Source organism: Nocardia sp. NPDC049526 (genome assembly GCF_044465765.1).
Classification (GTDB): domain Bacteria; phylum Actinomycetota; class Actinomycetes; order Mycobacteriales; family Mycobacteriaceae; genus Nocardia.
This window is the reverse complement of record NZ_JBITMA010000008.1, coordinates 292,898-308,555: the sequence shown is the minus strand read 5'-3', so window position 1 is coordinate 308,555 and position 15,658 is coordinate 292,898. Positions and strand designations below refer to the sequence as shown.

The following is a 15,658-nucleotide window of genomic DNA, read 5'->3' as shown; positions in this document are numbered from 1 at the left end:
CTGTTGTGGTGTCGGAAACCAGCCAGTCTGAAAGGCGTTCGAACCGCCTGCGGCGGGCCAGGATCGGGGTGCTTACGGCGGCCGTCTTCCTCAGCGCCCTCGTCGTGCTGCTGGTGCTGGCCGCCTGGCGCAACGACTATCTGATCAGCTCCGACAAGGGTGTGACCTCCGCCGAGGTGCTCTCGGCCGGGCGGCTGCGTTCGGCGGTCATCTATGTCACACCCGACGGGAAGACGCACAATCCGAAGGTCGGGGTGCTGTATCCGACCAACCTCACCGCGGGTGAGCGGATCAATGTGGAATACAGCCGCAAGGATCCGGATCTGGTCCGGGTGGCCGGGCGTGATGTGCGGGTCGCGATTCAGCCCGCGCTGTCGGTGATTCTGGTGGTGTGGGCGATCGCGTTGCCCACGATGTGGCTGCTGCTGCGGGCACAACGCCGTACACCGGGCCCGGTGAACGGATCTCGCGCAGCGGCCGGCGCCGTCTGAGGCGAGCAGCCCCGACAGTTCGCCGGATCTTTGCGTATCGGTCATTTCGACGTGACGGCGTGGCGCGTTGCGCAGGTCAACCTGGGATGGTGCGAGTAGCCATCGTTTCGGAGTCGTTCCTGCCGAATATGAACGGCGTCGTCAATTCCGTGCTCCGGGTGCTGGACCACCTGGACCAGCATGGGCACGAGGCGCTGGTGATCGCGCCGGATACGCCGTACGGGCTGCCCGCCGCCCCACGGATCTACAAAAGGTTCCCGGTGCATCTGGTACCAGCGGTGATGGTGCCGAAAGTCAGCTCGCTGCCGGTGGGCCTGCCGCAGCCCGGAATCACCGCCGCGATCGACGAATTCGATGCCGATGTGGTGCATCTGGCCTCGCCCTTCCTGCTCGGCGCGGGTGGTCTCGGTGCGGCGATGCGGTTGGATCTGCCGACGGTCGCGATCTATCAGACCGACGTGGCCGGATTCGCGAAGAGTTATGGGCTGGGGCTGGCCAGTCGGGCGGCCTGGGCCTGGACGCGACGGATTCACGAGGGCGCGACACGGACGCTGGCACCGTCGCGTGCGGCGGCCGAGGATCTGGGGCGGCACGGTATCCCCCGGGTGCACCGCTGGGGTCGCGGTGTGGATATCGGCCGGTTCACACCATCGGCGAAGCGGCCGGAACTGCGGGCGTCCTGGTTACGCGGGCAGGACAAGCTGCTCGTGGGGTTCGTCGGTCGGCTGGCCCCGGAGAAGCATGTGGAACGGCTGGCGGTGCTGGCGAGCGATCCGGCGATCCAGCTGGTGATCGTCGGAGACGGGCCGGAGCGGGCTCGGTTGGCTCGGATGATGCCCACCGCGGTCTTCACCGGTGAGCTCGGCGGCGAAGAGCTGGCGCAGGCGTATGCGAGCCTGGATGTGATGGTGCACGCGGGTGAGCACGAGACTTTCTGTCAGGGCGTGCAGGAGGCGCTGGCCGCCGGGGTTCCGGTGATCGGGCCGGATGCGGGCGGACCGCGCGATCTGATCGCGCACTGCCGCAACGGCTACCTGCTGCCGGTGGATCGCTTCGCCGAGCTGTTACCCAGTGCGGTTGCGGCGCTTCGTGATCCGGTATTGCGGGCGCGATTCGCCGCGTCCGCTCGCAAGTCGGTGCTGCACCGGACCTGGCCCGCCATCTGTACCGAACTGATGGGCCACTACGCCGACGTCACGGGGATTCGGACCCAGTTGCCGCATACCGCGTAACTCGTTTGTGAGTTTCGCGACCTCCGAAAGCCGATTACGGGGTGTGACCATGCAAAAGGCCGGCGCGACCGATGATGACGCGGATTGTCTGGGCCAGTTCGGCGCGGGAGTCTCGCCCGGCATGTGTTACGCGCGGTAGGTTCGGGGGCGTGGCGAAAACAGAGCAGCGGGAACCGGTTCGGGCTTCGCTGGACAAGCAGCCGCACGAGGTCGCGTCGATGTTCGACGGGGTCGCGAAGCGGTACGACCTGACCAACACCGTCATCTCGTTGGGACAGGACCGATATTGGCGCTGGGCGGTGCGCAAGGCAGTGGCGCCGCGGCCGGGTGAGCGCGTGCTCGACCTCGCCGCGGGCACCGGCATTTCGACGCTGGACCTGGCGAAATCCGGTGCCTGGTGCCTGGCGGCCGACTTCTCCCAGGGCATGCTCGCCGCGGGCAAATTCCGCAATGTGCCGATGGTGGCCGCCGATGCGACCGCACTGCCGTTCGCCGACGATTCGTTCGACGCGGTGACCATCTCCTACGGTCTGCGCAATATTTCCGAGACCGATGCCGCGCTGCGCGAGATGCTGCGGGTCACCAAGCCGGGCGGGCGGATGGTGGTCTGCGAGTTCTCCACGCCGATCGTGCCGATCTTCAGCACCATCTATCTGGAGTACCTGATGAAGGCGCTGCCGAGGGTCGCGGTGGCGGTGAGCAGTAATCCGGATGCCTACGTCTACCTCGCCGAATCCATCCGAGCCTGGCCGAATCAGCGGCAATTGGCGCTGCGGATCGCCGATGCGGGCTGGTCGTCGGTGAAATGGCGCAATCTGACCGGCGGCATCGTCGCACTGCACCGCGCTTACAAATTGGGCTGACCGCCGAATTGAACTGAGCTCCTGGTTGCGGCATATTTTCGTGGCGTATGCCACACCTCACGGAGGGAACTTGCTGCGGTGAGGTCAATTGTCATCTGTCGATAACGTTGGGTAAATCGGCCGCAATCGGCGGTGCGCATGATCGGTGGCATGACCGATGCAGGCACCGATCGCGCGAGCACCGCCAGAACGGCGTGCTCGTACTGCGGCGTCGGCTGCGGCATCGTCGTGGAGACCCGCCCGGGTGCGGACGGTGCACCGGTCATCGCCAAGGTGCGCGGTGACAAACTGCATCCGACGAACGCGGGCCGGCTGTGCACCAAAGGCGCGACCCACCAGGAGTTGATGGCGGCGCCGGGGCGGATGCGGACCGCGTACCGGCGGCCCGAGCGCGGTCAGGTACCGGTGCCGGTGCCGGTCGACGAGGCGGTGCACGAGGTGGCCACCCGGCTGCGGGCGATCCTGGACGAACACGGACCGGATGCCATCGCGCTGTACGTCTCCGGGCAGATGTCGCTGGAGGCGCAGTACCTGGCGACCAAGTTGGCCAAGGGGTATCTGCGGACCAAGCACATCGAGGCCAATTCCCGGCTGTGCATGGCCAGCGCCGGGACCGGCTACAAGCAGTCGCTCGGCGCGGACGGGCCGCCGGGCTCCTATGACGACTTCGAACATGCCGATCTGTTCTTCGTGACCGGCGCGAATATGGCCGACTGCCATCCGATTCTCTATCTGCGCATGATCGACCGGGTCAAGGCGGGGGCCAAGCTGATCGTGGTGGATCCGCGGCGCACCGATACCGCGGCGCGGGCCGATCTGTTCCTGCAGATCGCGCCGGGTACCGATCTCGCCCTGCTGAACGGGCTACTGCACCTGCTCGTCGAAAACGGTGATATCGACACGGACTTCATCGCCGAGCACACCGAGGGGTGGGCGGCGATGCCCGAGTTCCTCGCCGATTACCCGCCGAACCAGGTCGCCGCGATCACCGGGCTGGCCGAGGACGATATCCGGACAGCAGCGCGCTGGATCGGCGAAGCCGGCGAATGGATGTCGCTGTGGACCATGGGACTCAACCAGTCCACCCACGGCACCTGGAATACCAACGCGCTCTGCAACCTGCACCTCGCCACCGGGGCTATTTGTCGTCCTGGCAGCGGGCCGTTCTCGCTGACCGGTCAGCCGAATGCCATGGGCGGGCGCGAAATGGGTTATATGGGACCGGGTTTGCCCGGGCAGCGCACCCTGCTCTCCCCCGCCGACCGCAGCTTCGTGGAGACCGCGTGGGGTGTCGAACCCGGCACGCTGCGCACCGAGCCCGGACCGGGCACGATCGAGATGTTCCGCGAGCTGTCCGAGGGGCAGATCAAGGCGGCCTGGGTCATCTGCACCAATCCCGTTGCCACCGTAGCCAACCGGAAGACGGTGATCGGCGGCCTGGAGGCAGCCGAGCTCGTCATCGTGCAGGACGCCTATACCGATACGGCCACCAACTCCTACGCCGACATACTGCTGCCCGCCACGCTGTGGGCCGAAGCCGATGCGGTGATGGTTAATTCGGAGCGCAATGTCACGTTGCTGCAGCGTTCGGTGGATCCGATCGGCGATGCCCGTCCGGACTGGTTGCTGATCGCGCAGGTCGCCACCGCGATGGGCTTCGCGGGTTTCGAATACTCCTCCAGTGCCGAGGTTTTCGACGAGATCAAGCAGTTCGCCAATCCGGCCACCGGATACGACCTGCGTGGCATGAGCTACGAGCGGTTGCGCGAGGGGCCGATGCAGTGGCCGTGCGCCGAGCCCGACCGCACCCGCAACCCGATCCGCTACCGCAATGACGGTGTCAGCCAGGAACTTTTCGTCGACGATGCCGGGCACCAGCCCCGGTTGTCCTTCGCGACGCCGAGCCGCCGAGCGGTGTTCTGGCCGCGCCCGCATCTGGCGCCGGCGGAAATGCCCGACGACGACTACCCGTTCATGCTCAATACCGGCCGCCTGCAGCATCAGTGGCACACCATGACCAAGACCGGCAAGATCGACAAGCTGACCAAATTGACCGGCCAGCCGTTCGTCGAAGTGCATCCCGAGGATGCCGGGCGGCTCGGGGTCGAGGCGGGTGACCAGCTCGAAATCGCCTCCCGACGCGGTCGAGCGGTGCTGCCGGTGCAGATCAGCGACCGGGTGCGGCCCGGTGATTGCTTCGCGCCGTTTCATTGGAATGACGAGCAGGGCGAATATCTGACGATCAATGCCGTGACCAATGACGCGGTGGATCCGGACTCGTTGCAGCCCGAATTCAAGGCGTGCGCGGTGTCGTTGCGGCGGGTCGCGGTGATGCCGAAAGCGGCCGAAAGCCCTTCGGCGGGAGTGCCGGAAACCGCCGCCAACCATGGCTCGCACCCGCTGGCGGTCATGCTGGGGCTCGACGCGGGCACAGCGCCGACGCTCAGTGAGACCGAACGGATCTATCTCGCCGGATATCTCGCGGCGCTGCAATCGCTTCCGGTGACCGGTCAGCCGGTGCTGCCCGAATCCGCGCCGCTGGCCAAGCACAGCCGGTTGTGGATCGACGGACTGTTGGCCGGTATGTATTCGCGAAGCACGGCAACCGAATCCGCGTCCGCCGATAATGTTCCCGACGAACCGACCCGGCCGATCACCGTGCTGTGGGCTTCACAGACCGGAACCGCCGAAGAATTCGCGACGACGACGGCCGCGCGTCTGGCCGAATCCGGTTTCGCGCCGCGGCTGCTCGATATGGACTCGTGCGAACTCCACGAGCTCACCGGCGATGTGCTGGTTATCAGCAGCACCTTCGGCGACGGCGGACCGCCGGATAACGGCACCGACTTCTGGGAACGCCTGGACGACAGCGCGATCCGATTGACCGGCATGCGGTACGCGGTATTCGCGCTCGGCGACTCCTCCTATGACGACTTCTGCGGCCACGGTCGCAAACTGGACGCGAAACTGTCCGAACGCGGGGCCACCCGCCTGCTCGCACGCGTCGACAGCGAACCCGATTACGAGGAAGCGGCGGCGCGCTGGCTCGACGACGTGCTCACCGCACTCGACGGCGGTGCGCCCGAGACGAGTCCTTCGGGTCCCGGCGGAGCCCGGATGCCCGAGCGCTCCACCGGCGCCACGATGGTGCTGACCCGCACCGCACCGGCCGTCGGGACGCAGACCGCCGGACCGGCGCCGTTCACCCGCAACGCCCCGGTGACCGCACCGCTGGTGCGCAATGAACCGCTGTCGCATACCGGATCGCCGAAGGAAGTGCGTCAATTCGGCTTCGACCTGCGCGGACTGAAAGCGAATTACGAGGTCGGCGATTCGCTCGGGGTTTGGCCTACCAACGCCGAGTCGATGGTGGCCGAATGGCTCGGGTCGACCGGTTTGGACGGCCGTCGGATCATCGAACTCGACGGCCAGGAATTGTCGCTGGCCCAGGCGCTGCGGACCCGCTTCGACATCACGAAGGTCAGCCACGATCTGCTCACCTTCATCGCCGAACGCAATCCCAACAATCGGCTGGCGAAACTGCTGCGCCGCGATAATCGCAACGAACTCGACAACTACCTGTGGGACCGGCAGGCCGTCGATGTGCTGCGCGATTTCCCGGTACGCGCCGATCTCGTGGAATGGCTCGGCACGCTGAAAAAGCTGCAGCCGCGCCAGTATTCGATTTCGTCGAGTCCGCTGGTCAGTCCCGAGGAGGTGCAGCTCACCGTGGGTGTCGTCCGGTACGGCGATCCGGCCGCGACCGGATCCGCCGCGCGGCGCGGTGGGGTGTGCTCGACCTTCCTCGCCGACCGCGCCGACGCCGCCGAATCCGCGGTACCGATCTTCCTGCAGCGCGCCCCGCACTTCCGGCCGCCGCTCGATCCGACCGCACCGATGATCATGGTCGGTCCCGGCACCGGAATCGCGCCCTTCCGCGGCTTCCTGCAGGAACGCCGTGCCCTCGGCTGCAGCGGCCGCAACTGGTTGTTCTTCGGCGATCAGCATGCCGCCCAGAACTTCTACTACCGGGCCGAATTGGAGGATATGTTCCGCTCGGGCTTCCTCACCCGACTCGATCTGGCCTTCTCCCGCGACCAGCGCGAGCGGATCTACGTGCAGCACCGGATGATCGAGCACGGCGCCGAGCTGTGGTCCTGGCTGCGCGACGGCGCGCACTTCTATGTGTGCGGTGATGCGGCACGCATGGCCAAGGATGTCGACGACACCCTGCTGGCCATTGCCAGGATCCACGGCAAGCTCGACGAGGACGGGGCGCTGGCGTTCCGGAAGCAGTTGGTTGCCGAGAAGCGGTACGTTCGCGACGTGTACTGAGGGTGGTTGGCCTCGGCGCCCATTCCTGTTCCGATCCTGCGGGTTGTTGGGAGGAGTGGGCGCGGTGGCCGATCCCCTCACACCGCAGGAGCACTCAGCCGCGCAAAGTCCGGCAGCCGGTAGTACGGATAGTAGGGGTAGGCCGGGGTAGTCGCGCCGGCCTTGTCGAGGCGCGCGATCTGCTCGGCATCGAGCTCCCAGCCGACTGCGCCGAGGTTCTGGCGCAGCTGTTCCTCATTGCGTGCGCCGACGATGACGGTCGACACCGTTGGACGGCGCAGCAGCCAGTTGAGGGCGATCTGCGGGACGGTCTTACCGGTCTCCGCGGCGAGCTCGTCGAGGACGTCGACCACGTCGTAGAGCTTCTCGTCATCGACCGGCGGACCTGCCTCGGCGGTCTGATGCAGACGGCTGCGCTCCGGAAGTGGTTGGCCGCGGCGGATTTTCCCGGTCAATCGACCCCAGCCGAGCGGGCTCCACACCACCGCGCCGACGCCCTGGTCCAGGCCGAGCGGCATGAGCTCCCATTCGTAGTCGCGACCGACGAGTGAGTAGTAGACCTGATGGGCGACGTAGCGGGTCAGGCCGTGCCGGTCCGCCGCGGCAAGGGATTTCATCAGCTGCCAGCCCGCGAAGTTGGAGGCGCCGAGGTAGCGGATCTTGCCCGCGCGCACCAGATCGTCCAGTGCCGCAAGGACTTCCTCGACCGGAGTGTGCGCGTCGAAGGCGTGCAGTTGGAACAGGTCGATGTGGTCCGTGCCGAGCCTGCGCAGCGAACCCTCGACCGCCTTGATCAGGCGCGAACGGCCGGAACCCGCGTCGAGCGGACCGGGACCGGTCGGCAGGCTCGCCTTGGTGGACAGCAGCAGTCGCGCACGCCTGCCCTTGATGGCCGCACCGAGCACTTCCTCGGAGGCGCCATCGGAATAGACATCGGCGGTATCGAACATGGTGACGCCCGCATCCAGGCTGATATCGACCAGTCGGCGCGCCTGCTCCGCGTCGGTATCGCCCCACGCGCTGAACAGTTCGCCCCGACCGCCGAAGGTGCCCGCGCCGAAACTGAGCGCCGGGACGAGCAGACCTGATGCGCCGAGCCGCCGGTACTCCATGATGACTCCTAAAGGGTCTATAGTTCCGTTAACAACTCGAACATACACCCGTCGTGCCATAAATGAAACTGGAGTTCCGTTATGGAGTCTGACAATGCCGTCCCCGGCTCGGTTCGCCCGGGTGGACGCACCGCGCGCGTTCGCGAGGCCGTGCTGCAGGCGGCGGGTGACCTACTCGCCGAGCGCGGTTTCGCACACCTGGATCTGACCGAGGTCGCGGCGCGCGCCGAGGTCGGCAAGACCACGGCCTACCGCCGCTGGCGCAACTCCACCGGACTCGTCGCCGATCTGCTCGTCGATATGGCCGAACAATCGCTGCCACACGCGGATACCGGCTCCCTACTCGGCGATCTCACCGCCAACGCCCGCCTGGTCGCCAAAACGCTCACCGACCCCCGCCAGGGCAAGCTCTTCCAGGCCATCATCGCCGCTGCCACCTGCGACGAAACCGCCGCAGCCGCCCTACGCCGCTTCTACGACATCCGCCTCACCGAATGGACCCCCTGCATCGACGCCGCCATCGCCCGCGGCGAAATTCCCGAGGACACCGATGCCCGCACCGTGCTGACCGCCGTCTCGGCGCCCCTCTACTACCGCCTGCTCGCCAGCGGCGACCCGATCGACGACGCCGCCGCCCGCACCGCCGCCGCAGCCGCCACCCGAGCCGCAACAGCGGGCATCTTCACGAAGTCATGAACAGGATCAGATGGAACTGGCGACGCCCCCTCGGGCGATGCCGCCACAGATTCCACCTGATCTCGATCCGGGCAACCCGTTGCGAGCCATGACAATTCGTTGCGAGCTACTCGGAGCGGTTCCGGGCCGCTACCTGGCGGTCCGTTTGGGCTCGATGGACTTCCAGCGCGGTGCGCACGAAGTCGAGGATCACCTCCAGTTGGTCGGAGCTGTAGCGGGCCAAGGCTTTCGCGCCCGCCTGACCGACGGGGCCGAAGATTTCAGCCGCCGTCGCTTGCGCGGCCTCTGTGGCTTCGACCAGGACGCGGCGACGGTTGGCCGAATCCTGGCCGCGGGTGACGAATCCGGCACGGACGAGTCGATCGATGACGGTAGTGGTCGCGGCGGGGCTCAGTTTGAGCTGAGCACTCAGCTCGCCGGCCGCGAGCGGGCCGCGACCGAGAACGACGTCGAGGCAGCGAGTATCGGTGCGGTTGAGGCCGAGACGGGCGGCGACGGCCTCGTCGAAGGCATCGAAGCTCTCCTGCAGCAGGCGCAGCTGCATCCCGATCTCGCCGATGATTTCATCTTTCGACATTCGAAGCTTTCTGTTATCGTATATTTCGTTCATCGAAACGATAGCACAGAAAGAGTCGGCACCATGAACGAGACCCTCGATCGCACCAGCACCGACGACGCACAACTCAGCGCGGTTTTCCAGCAGGTCATGCAGACCTGGACCGATAACGATGCCGCGGCATTCGGCGCGTTGTTCACCGACGACTCCGATTACGTGTCCTACGACGGCACCCGGGCGATCGGCCGCAGGGAACACCAGGCCAACCACGACAAGCTCTTTCGCGGTGTGCTCGCCGGTTCGGCCCTGGTCGGCGAACTGGAGTCGATCCGGTATGTGACACCGGATGTCGCGATCCTGCACGGCACCGCGTCGGTGCTGATGCCGTGGCGGTCGCGGCTGCCCGAGCGCCGCCTGTCGCGGCAGACCCTGGTGCTGGTCCGCACCCTCCAGGGGTGGCGGATCACCGCGATTCACAACGGCCGCGTACGACCGGTCACGGTTCCGGAGCCGGATTCGTTCCCGGCCAGGATGTCTCAGCTGATGGCCCGTATCGCGCGCAAGCTCGGCCTCGGCCGCAGGTGATCAGCGGGACCAGGAGGGAGCGCGGCCGGTGAGTCCGACGATGCGGTCCAGGGGCGGGGCGGTGTCGGGGACTTGGACGACCGGGCCGAACATGCCCGGGGTGCCCTCGAGTGGTGTGTCCCTGAGGAATTCGAGCAGGACGGTCAGGTGCACCGGGTCGACTGTCAGTTGCTGATCGGTAGCGCGGGCGAGATCCCAACTGTGGATAACGATTTCGTCCAGCGCGATCATGGCCATGACGACCGCCGGGGCGGATACGCCGCCCGCCTCGGTTTCGCCGTCCCAGGCCGCCGGATCGCGCCAGGCCTCGACGAGTGCTTTCAGTTGGGCCGGAATGCGGGAACGCCAGTCGGCGGGCAGGGCGCTCTCCGGGCCGACGGCGGGCGGGACCGAGCGGCCGACCGCTTCCTTGGTCGCGGCCTGCCGGAAGGCCTCGGTGAGTCCGATGACGTGGGCGAGCAGGTCGCGCACGCTGGTATCGGTGCAGGGTGTGGGCGCGCTGAGCTGATCGTCGGCGATGGCGCCGACCACCGCCTCCAGGGCGACGGCGGCTGGTTCGAGATCGAAATTCGGGTGCATCGGGGCCTCCTCGGCAACGGACGTCAACGATTGAGACGGCGCGCTCCATCGGAATTCATCGGTGCCGCGATCCCGACTGCATCCGGTTCGGTCCGGCGCCTTGCGAGGCCTCCCGCCGCCCCCATCGCAACCAAGTCGTAGCGGCGAAAGGCGCTGGAAAAGCGGAGAATTGGTAGATGAAGGGCGATCGGGTGGAGATCGTCGTCGATTTCGGCGACGGGTCTCGCAGTTATGAAGTGGTCGCGACGCGGGCCGGGCGCAAGGTCGAGGTGCGCATCGCGCGTGGCGTGGTCGAGGTCAGCGAAGTGACGCGAACGGGCGTCGCGGTGCGGACGGCGCGGTTCATGGCGGGGCGCACATTGGCGCTCGTCGAATTCCCCGCGAATGGTTCGGGTCCGGTCGACGGCGAGTAGCAGGTGGGTTGCCGCGCGGCCAGACTAGGAGCATTCTCAACAGTGTTGGACTGGTTGTCCGCCTGCGCTGTGATTCCCGCAGCACCTGGAGTTCGCTCGGCAGAGCATTGGGTACCCAGCCGAAAAGCACGCGCGGAGAGGAATGAACGATGACCGATCCAAGCACGTCCCGCACCATCGACGCGGTTTCGGAAGCCGACTACGTCGAGCAGAACGTCCCCGCCTATCCCGAGATCGTCGATGACACCGACGACAGTTCCGACCGCGATCTCGCGGCGGCGGTCGATCGAGATGCCTTCGATGCCAATCCGGCCGATGTCGTGGAACAGTCGATCCCGGTGCCGCTCGACGACGATCGCGATTCCGAGCCCGGGTACTGATCGGCCTCGATCGCAGCCCAGGCTCACCAGCACCTGAAAGTACGGCGGCGGCGATCGCACGCAGGCGGGGCGGCGGCGACAGCCATCGGGGTCCGAGTCCTCCGATCCGGCGATTCCGCCGTACCGGCCGAAAGCTGCGCGCTCAGAGCCGGTCTCGGCTTACGGCGCGATCTTGGCCCGCACCGTCGCGTGCAACTCCCGCAGACTGGAACGCTCGGTCGCGACTTCGAGCACCCGCAACCCGTGCGCGTGTCCGGTCAACTCGACCGCCAACTGCTCGGTATCGACCTGCTTGTGCGGAATCCGGTAGGCGGCACACAGCGCGGCCAGATCCATCCCGTGCGGCGTACCGAAGACGCGCTCGAAAACACCGGCGTACTGCGGATCGCCCTGTTCCAGGAGTTCGAAGATGCCGCCGCCGTCGTCGTTGGCGACCACGATGGTCAGATCGGCGGGGCGGGGTTCGCCGCGGCCGATGAGCAGGCCGGAGGCGTCGTGCAGGAAGGTGAGGTCACCGATCAGCGCGATGGTTCGCCCGGTGTGGTGCAGTGCCGCACCGACGGCCGTGGAAACGGTGCCGTCGATACCGGCCACGCCACGATTGGACAGCACCTGGACGCCCGGCCGCGGAGGCGCGACCAGGGCCGCATCACGCACCGGATTGGATGCGCCGAGCAGCAGCTGATCGCCCTCGCGCAACGCGTCCATCACCACCGCGGCGACATGCAGTCCGGTCGGCTTCGGGTGGCTGGCCAGTTCGGCGCGAACGACCTGAACGGCCTTCGCATCGAGTTCGCGGCAGTACGCGAGCCAGTCCACACTCGGAGCACCCGTCGTAACCGCCCGGGTACCGGTGCCGACCACATTGCCGGAGACATCGGGCCAGCGCGGGCCGGTGGTGAGTGCGTAGACGGTCACAGCCGGATCCGCGAGCACCTTCGCGACCTGACGATGCAGCGTCGGCCGCCCGGTGATGATCGCCTGCCGCGGCTTCAGCAGCGGCAGGGCGAGCGGATGCAGGGACGGACCGTGCATCGGGGCCGTAGGTTCGGCCACTGTCGGCAACTCGGCCAGTTCCGGTCGCAAGCCGGCGCCATGGCCGGAGATGACGACCGTATCGGGCGTCAGGTCGAGGTCGAGCGGTACATCGAGCGTCGCGTACCGGGTGCACGTCCACGCCTCGCCACCGGGGCGGCCCAGGGGCGCCCACTCGTCCGGCGTGTGATCCGGCACCAACGGCTCGCGCAGCGGAATATCGAAATGCACCGGCCCGGCATTGCCGGAACGGGTGCCGCGGGACGCCGCGAGCACCCGGCAGACGGCCGAACGCCACTGGCTGTTCTGCTGGCCGTAGGACCCGCCGCCATCGGTGCCCGACTCCTCCTCGGCGAGTCCGAGGCTGATCGAGGCGCGGACCTGGCTACCGAACAGCCCGAACTGTTCGACGGTCTGATTGGCGCCGGAACCGAGCATTTCGTAGGGCCGGTTGGCGCTCAGCACCACCAACGGCACCCGGGCGTAGTTCGCCTCCAGCACGGCGGGGCCGAGATTGGCGACGGCGGTCCCCGAGGTCATCACCACCGGAACCGGCAGTCGACTGGCGATGGCGAGACCGATGGCCAGGAAGCCCGCAGTTCGCTCGTCGATGCGCATATGCAGGCGGAGTCGGCCGGCCGCATCGGCCGCCTGCAGCGCGAATGCCAGGGGCGCGTTTCTCGACCCCGGGCACAGAACGACGTCCCGCACACCCCCGCGCGCGAGCTCGTCAACGACCACTTGCGCCTGTGCTGTAGACGGATTCACATCTCCAGCCTCTCAGACAGTTGCTTCGACGTCTTCGTCACCCTGCTCACAGTGGCACCTCGCTAGTGCTCGGCACCATTGTGCCCAGCGGGCGCTGTGCCGTTGGTTCGCTCGCTGCGTTCCCTCACACTGTCGGGGGTTGGCGGAATTTCGCCCCGCGTCCACCACCGGACGCGGGGCGCTCAGCGCCCGTGGTCGGCCGAATCGCCATGCGCGACAATGAGCGTCGCCGACGCACCCACCACGGAGCGAGTCCCATGAGCAAACGCGGTGAGCGACAAAAACACAGCCGCCCACGCGGTCATGCCGGAGCCGAGCGTTAGCGAGGCGCAGGCATGAGCGCGATACGCGGCGCCGTGGCGCCGCAATCCAACTCAGGCGTGCCGCTGCACGAGGTCGCCCAGCCGCGGCAGGGCCTCGATGACGTTCTTCTTGGCCGAGGAACGCATCGACGAGTAGACCTTCTTCAGCGCCGGACGCGTCGAGGCGTCGGCACGCGCGTCGGTCACCGCGAGCAAAGCCTCGGCGACCTCATCCGACTTGGCGACCAGCAGGTCGGCGAACTGGCCGGACCCCGTCGCCGAGTATTCCTGCCAGAACGGCTCCAGCTGCGAGACGAGCTTGGGCGCCAAGGACTCCAGCGCGTCCGGCACGATGGACGGGCTGATCTTCTTGACCGCCGCGTAGCCACCCTTGACGGCCAGGCCCGACGCACCACCCTTGTCCGACACCTCGGCGTCCAGAACCTCCTTGGCATCGGCAAGGAAGGCCGAGCGCTTTGCGTCGTCGAGCAGGGATTCAGACAGTGCTGCAACCACTTTCAGGTTCCTCCGGGATCGATGTCTTTGAACGAGCGCACGTCACTATACGCACTGGTGCGCAGAGTCACACGGCACTCATCAGGCTACGGCTGCCACGGGAGCAATTGGACCATCAATCCTTCACAATCCGCGAGGACATTGCCCAGCTCATCGGCCAGTTCCGCGGTGATGAAGGTCTTGCGGCCTTCGATGCGATCGACGCGACCCCGCACGGTCAGCGGCGTCTCCAGCGGAGTGATCTTGCGATAGTTCACATGCAGATAAGCGGTGCGGCTGATCGGCCGACCGGCGTAGTGCACGATCATCCCGAGCAGATCGTCGAAGAGCAGTGGAAGCACGCCGCCGTGTGCCGCGCCGTTGCCGCCGAGATGGAAGCGACGGAATTCACCGGTCATCACGATGCCGTCGGGTCCGGCCTCGACCACCTGCCACGGCAGCAGCAAAAGGCTGCCGCGCCCGGGCAATTCGACCGCGCGGCCCGCCGGGCCCTGCAGTTCGGGTGCGCGATACGGCTCGAGCAGATCGATGAGTTCGCGGGCCAGGTCGAGTGCCTCGCCGTAGATCTCGTCGGGGGCGTCCACGGAGACGACCAGATCCTGCAGCGTGCGCATGGCCTCGACGAACGGGCCGAAGTCGGCGCCGACTCGCGCTCGGGAGACCTTGGGGAAGCCGCCGTGCTTCTCGTACCGGGATTCGTCCACCGCGCTGTCGTCGATGCGTGGACCGGACCGCCCGACAACGCGCTCTGGAACCCGTTTCACTGCCTCGCTCATACCTGCACGGTATCGCGTTGTTATACACCGTCAAGTCGTACCGCCGAGTAATGGAATCGGCACCGTAGAAGTTCGCATGGAAGTCGCTGGCATCCGAAACATCGGTGGGGGCAATAATCACTGGGGTGACGTTCAATCCGAAGCTGTGGCGGCCCGTTCCAGGGTTCGAGAACCTGACCGACATCACCTATCACCGGCATATCGAGCAGGGCACCGTCCGGGTGGCCTTCGATCGGCCGGAGGTGCGCAATGCGTTCCGCCCGCATACGGTCGACGAGCTCTATCGCGCGCTCGATCACGCCAGGATGACCCCCGACGTCGGCGCGGTGCTGATCACCGGCAACGGTCCCAGCCCCAAGGACGGCGGCTGGGCCTTCTGCTCGGGCGGCGACCAGCGCATTCGTGGCCGCAGCGGCTACCAGTACGCCGATGGCGAGACCGCGGACACCGTCGACCAGGCGCGCGCGGGCCGCCTGCACATCCTCGAGGTGCAGCGGCTGATCCGGTTCATGCCGAAGGTGGTCATCGCGCTGGTCAACGGCTGGGCCGCGGGCGGCGGGCACAGTCTGCACGTGGTCTGCGATCTGACTCTGGCCAGCCGCGAGCACGCCAGGTTCAAGCAGACCGACGCCGATGTCGGCAGCTTCGACGGCGGTTACGGCAGCGCCTATCTCGCGAAAATGGTCGGCCAGAAATTCGCGCGGGAAATCTTCTTCCTCGGCCGTCCCTACACCGCCGAGGAAATGCATCAGATGGGCGCGGTGAACAAGGTCGTCGATCACGCCGAACTGGAAAATGTCGCACTGGAGTGGACCGCCGATATCAACGGCAAATCCCCACAGGCCCAGCGCATGTTGAAGTACGCGTTCAATCTGCTCGACGACGGTCTGGTCGGTCAGCAGCTCTTCGCGGGCGAGGCCACCCGGATGGCGTATATGACCGATGAGGCGGTCGAAGGCCGCGACGCCTTCCTGGAAAAGCGCAAGCCGGACTGGGCCCCCTACCCCTGGTACTTCTGA

Annotated in this window: 15 protein-coding genes; 9 read left to right on the top strand and 6 right to left on the bottom strand. The window is 66.8% G+C overall.

The genetic code is table 11. The features are described from left to right. The first annotated feature begins 8 nt into the window (after nucleotides 1–8). The 4 genes from ACIBW7_RS26005 to ACIBW7_RS25990 all read left to right on the top strand — a co-directional run bounded on the left by ACIBW7_RS26005 (nucleotide 9) and on the right by ACIBW7_RS25990 (nucleotide 6,921). On the top strand, nucleotides 9–491 hold the full coding sequence (locus ACIBW7_RS26005) for a DUF3592 domain-containing protein (RefSeq protein ID WP_397050563.1): 483 nt from the start codon (nucleotides 9–11) through the stop codon (nucleotides 489–491). A gap of 89 nt (nucleotides 492–580) precedes the next feature. Then, nucleotides 581–1,723: a glycosyltransferase family 4 protein gene (locus ACIBW7_RS26000; protein ID WP_397050561.1), complete on the top strand. Its 1,143-nt coding sequence runs from the start codon at nucleotides 581–583 to the stop codon at nucleotides 1,721–1,723. A 149-nt stretch (nucleotides 1,724–1,872) separates the two neighbouring features. Further along, complete coding sequence (locus tag ACIBW7_RS25995; protein ID WP_397050559.1) at nucleotides 1,873–2,586, top strand: demethylmenaquinone methyltransferase; 714 nt, start codon at nucleotides 1,873–1,875, stop codon at nucleotides 2,584–2,586. A gap of 150 nt (nucleotides 2,587–2,736) precedes the next feature. Beyond that, complete coding sequence (locus ACIBW7_RS25990; RefSeq protein WP_397050557.1) at nucleotides 2,737–6,921, top strand: molybdopterin-dependent oxidoreductase; 4,185 nt, start codon at nucleotides 2,737–2,739, stop codon at nucleotides 6,919–6,921. A gap of 77 nt (nucleotides 6,922–6,998) precedes the next feature. Here the strand turns inward: ACIBW7_RS25990 and ACIBW7_RS25985 are convergent, their stop codons facing one another. Beyond that, nucleotides 6,999–8,033 carry an aldo/keto reductase gene (locus ACIBW7_RS25985; protein WP_397050555.1) on the bottom strand — a complete coding sequence of 345 codons (1,035 nt, stop codon included), beginning with the start codon at nucleotides 8,031–8,033 and terminating at the stop codon, nucleotides 6,999–7,001. Between the two features lie 81 nt (nucleotides 8,034–8,114). On the opposite strand from ACIBW7_RS25985, the gene ACIBW7_RS25980 reads away from it, so the two are divergent. Next, nucleotides 8,115–8,729 (top strand): TetR/AcrR family transcriptional regulator C-terminal ligand-binding domain-containing protein, encoded by a 615-nt coding sequence (locus ACIBW7_RS25980; RefSeq protein ID WP_397050553.1) that lies wholly within the window; start codon nucleotides 8,115–8,117, stop codon nucleotides 8,727–8,729. Between the two features lie 106 nt (nucleotides 8,730–8,835). Here the strand turns inward: ACIBW7_RS25980 and ACIBW7_RS25975 are convergent, their stop codons facing one another. Further along, the gene (locus ACIBW7_RS25975; RefSeq protein ID WP_397050551.1) at nucleotides 8,836–9,306 is read right to left on the bottom strand and encodes a MarR family winged helix-turn-helix transcriptional regulator; all 471 of its coding nucleotides are present in this window, start codon (nucleotides 9,304–9,306) and stop codon (nucleotides 8,836–8,838) included. A 63-nt stretch (nucleotides 9,307–9,369) separates the two neighbouring features. Between ACIBW7_RS25975 and ACIBW7_RS25970 the strand changes: the two genes are divergently transcribed. After that, entirely contained in the window at nucleotides 9,370–9,870 is a 501-nt protein-coding gene (locus tag ACIBW7_RS25970) for an SgcJ/EcaC family oxidoreductase (protein WP_397050549.1), read from the top strand. Here the strand turns inward: ACIBW7_RS25970 and ACIBW7_RS25965 are convergent, their stop codons facing one another. Continuing rightward, the gene (locus ACIBW7_RS25965) at nucleotides 9,871–10,449 is read right to left on the bottom strand and encodes a TIGR03086 family metal-binding protein (RefSeq protein WP_397050547.1); all 579 of its coding nucleotides are present in this window, start codon (nucleotides 10,447–10,449) and stop codon (nucleotides 9,871–9,873) included. A 176-nt stretch (nucleotides 10,450–10,625) separates the two neighbouring features. Here ACIBW7_RS25965 and ACIBW7_RS25960 point away from each other — a divergent pair, with 176 nt between their 5' ends. Next, a complete protein-coding gene (locus tag ACIBW7_RS25960) occupies nucleotides 10,626–10,862 on the top strand; it encodes a hypothetical protein (protein ID WP_040696132.1) in 237 nt (78 codons plus the stop codon). A gap of 149 nt (nucleotides 10,863–11,011) precedes the next feature. Then, entirely contained in the window at nucleotides 11,012–11,242 is a 231-nt protein-coding gene (locus ACIBW7_RS25955; protein WP_397050544.1) for a hypothetical protein, read from the top strand. A 159-nt stretch (nucleotides 11,243–11,401) separates the two neighbouring features. Here ACIBW7_RS25955 and menD read toward each other — a convergent pair whose 3' ends face one another. The 3 genes from menD to ACIBW7_RS25940 all read right to left on the bottom strand — a co-directional run bounded on the left by menD (nucleotide 11,402) and on the right by ACIBW7_RS25940 (nucleotide 14,639). Then, entirely contained in the window at nucleotides 11,402–13,045 is a 1,644-nt protein-coding gene (menD, locus tag ACIBW7_RS25950) for a 2-succinyl-5-enolpyruvyl-6-hydroxy-3-cyclohexene-1-carboxylic-acid synthase (protein ID WP_397050542.1), read from the bottom strand. A gap of 374 nt (nucleotides 13,046–13,419) precedes the next feature. Beyond that, nucleotides 13,420–13,863 carry a DUF6918 family protein gene (locus ACIBW7_RS25945; RefSeq protein ID WP_397050540.1) on the bottom strand — a complete coding sequence of 148 codons (444 nt, stop codon included), beginning with the start codon at nucleotides 13,861–13,863 and terminating at the stop codon, nucleotides 13,420–13,422. Between the two features lie 86 nt (nucleotides 13,864–13,949). Then, entirely contained in the window at nucleotides 13,950–14,639 is a 690-nt protein-coding gene (locus tag ACIBW7_RS25940) for a PaaI family thioesterase (protein ID WP_397050538.1), read from the bottom strand. Nucleotides 14,640–14,764: 125 nt separating this feature from the next. Between ACIBW7_RS25940 and ACIBW7_RS25935 the strand changes: the two genes are divergently transcribed. Beyond that, the gene (locus ACIBW7_RS25935) at nucleotides 14,765–15,658 is read left to right on the top strand and encodes a 1,4-dihydroxy-2-naphthoyl-CoA synthase (protein ID WP_397050536.1); all 894 of its coding nucleotides are present in this window, start codon (nucleotides 14,765–14,767) and stop codon (nucleotides 15,656–15,658) included.

What these genes read in the sequence shown, in the direction of transcription:
- ACIBW7_RS25990 (WP_397050557.1), top strand. Translation starts at nt 2,737, where the DNA reads ATGACCGATGCAGGCACCGATCGCGCGAGCACCGCCAGAACGGCGTGC.
- ACIBW7_RS25985 (WP_397050555.1), bottom strand. Translation starts at nt 8,033, where the DNA reads ATGGAGTACCGGCGGCTCGGCGCATCAGGTCTGCTCGTCCCGGCGCTC.
- ACIBW7_RS25980 (WP_397050553.1), top strand. Translation starts at nt 8,115, where the DNA reads ATGGAGTCTGACAATGCCGTCCCCGGCTCGGTTCGCCCGGGTGGACGC.
- ACIBW7_RS25975 (WP_397050551.1), bottom strand. Translation starts at nt 9,306, where the DNA reads ATGTCGAAAGATGAAATCATCGGCGAGATCGGGATGCAGCTGCGCCTG.
- ACIBW7_RS25970 (WP_397050549.1), top strand. Translation starts at nt 9,370, where the DNA reads ATGAACGAGACCCTCGATCGCACCAGCACCGACGACGCACAACTCAGC.
- ACIBW7_RS25965 (WP_397050547.1), bottom strand. Translation starts at nt 10,449, where the DNA reads ATGCACCCGAATTTCGATCTCGAACCAGCCGCCGTCGCCCTGGAGGCG.
- ACIBW7_RS25960 (WP_040696132.1), top strand. Translation starts at nt 10,626, where the DNA reads ATGAAGGGCGATCGGGTGGAGATCGTCGTCGATTTCGGCGACGGGTCT.
- ACIBW7_RS25955 (WP_397050544.1), top strand. Translation starts at nt 11,012, where the DNA reads ATGACCGATCCAAGCACGTCCCGCACCATCGACGCGGTTTCGGAAGCC.
- ACIBW7_RS25940 (WP_397050538.1), bottom strand. Translation starts at nt 14,639, where the DNA reads ATGAGCGAGGCAGTGAAACGGGTTCCAGAGCGCGTTGTCGGGCGGTCC.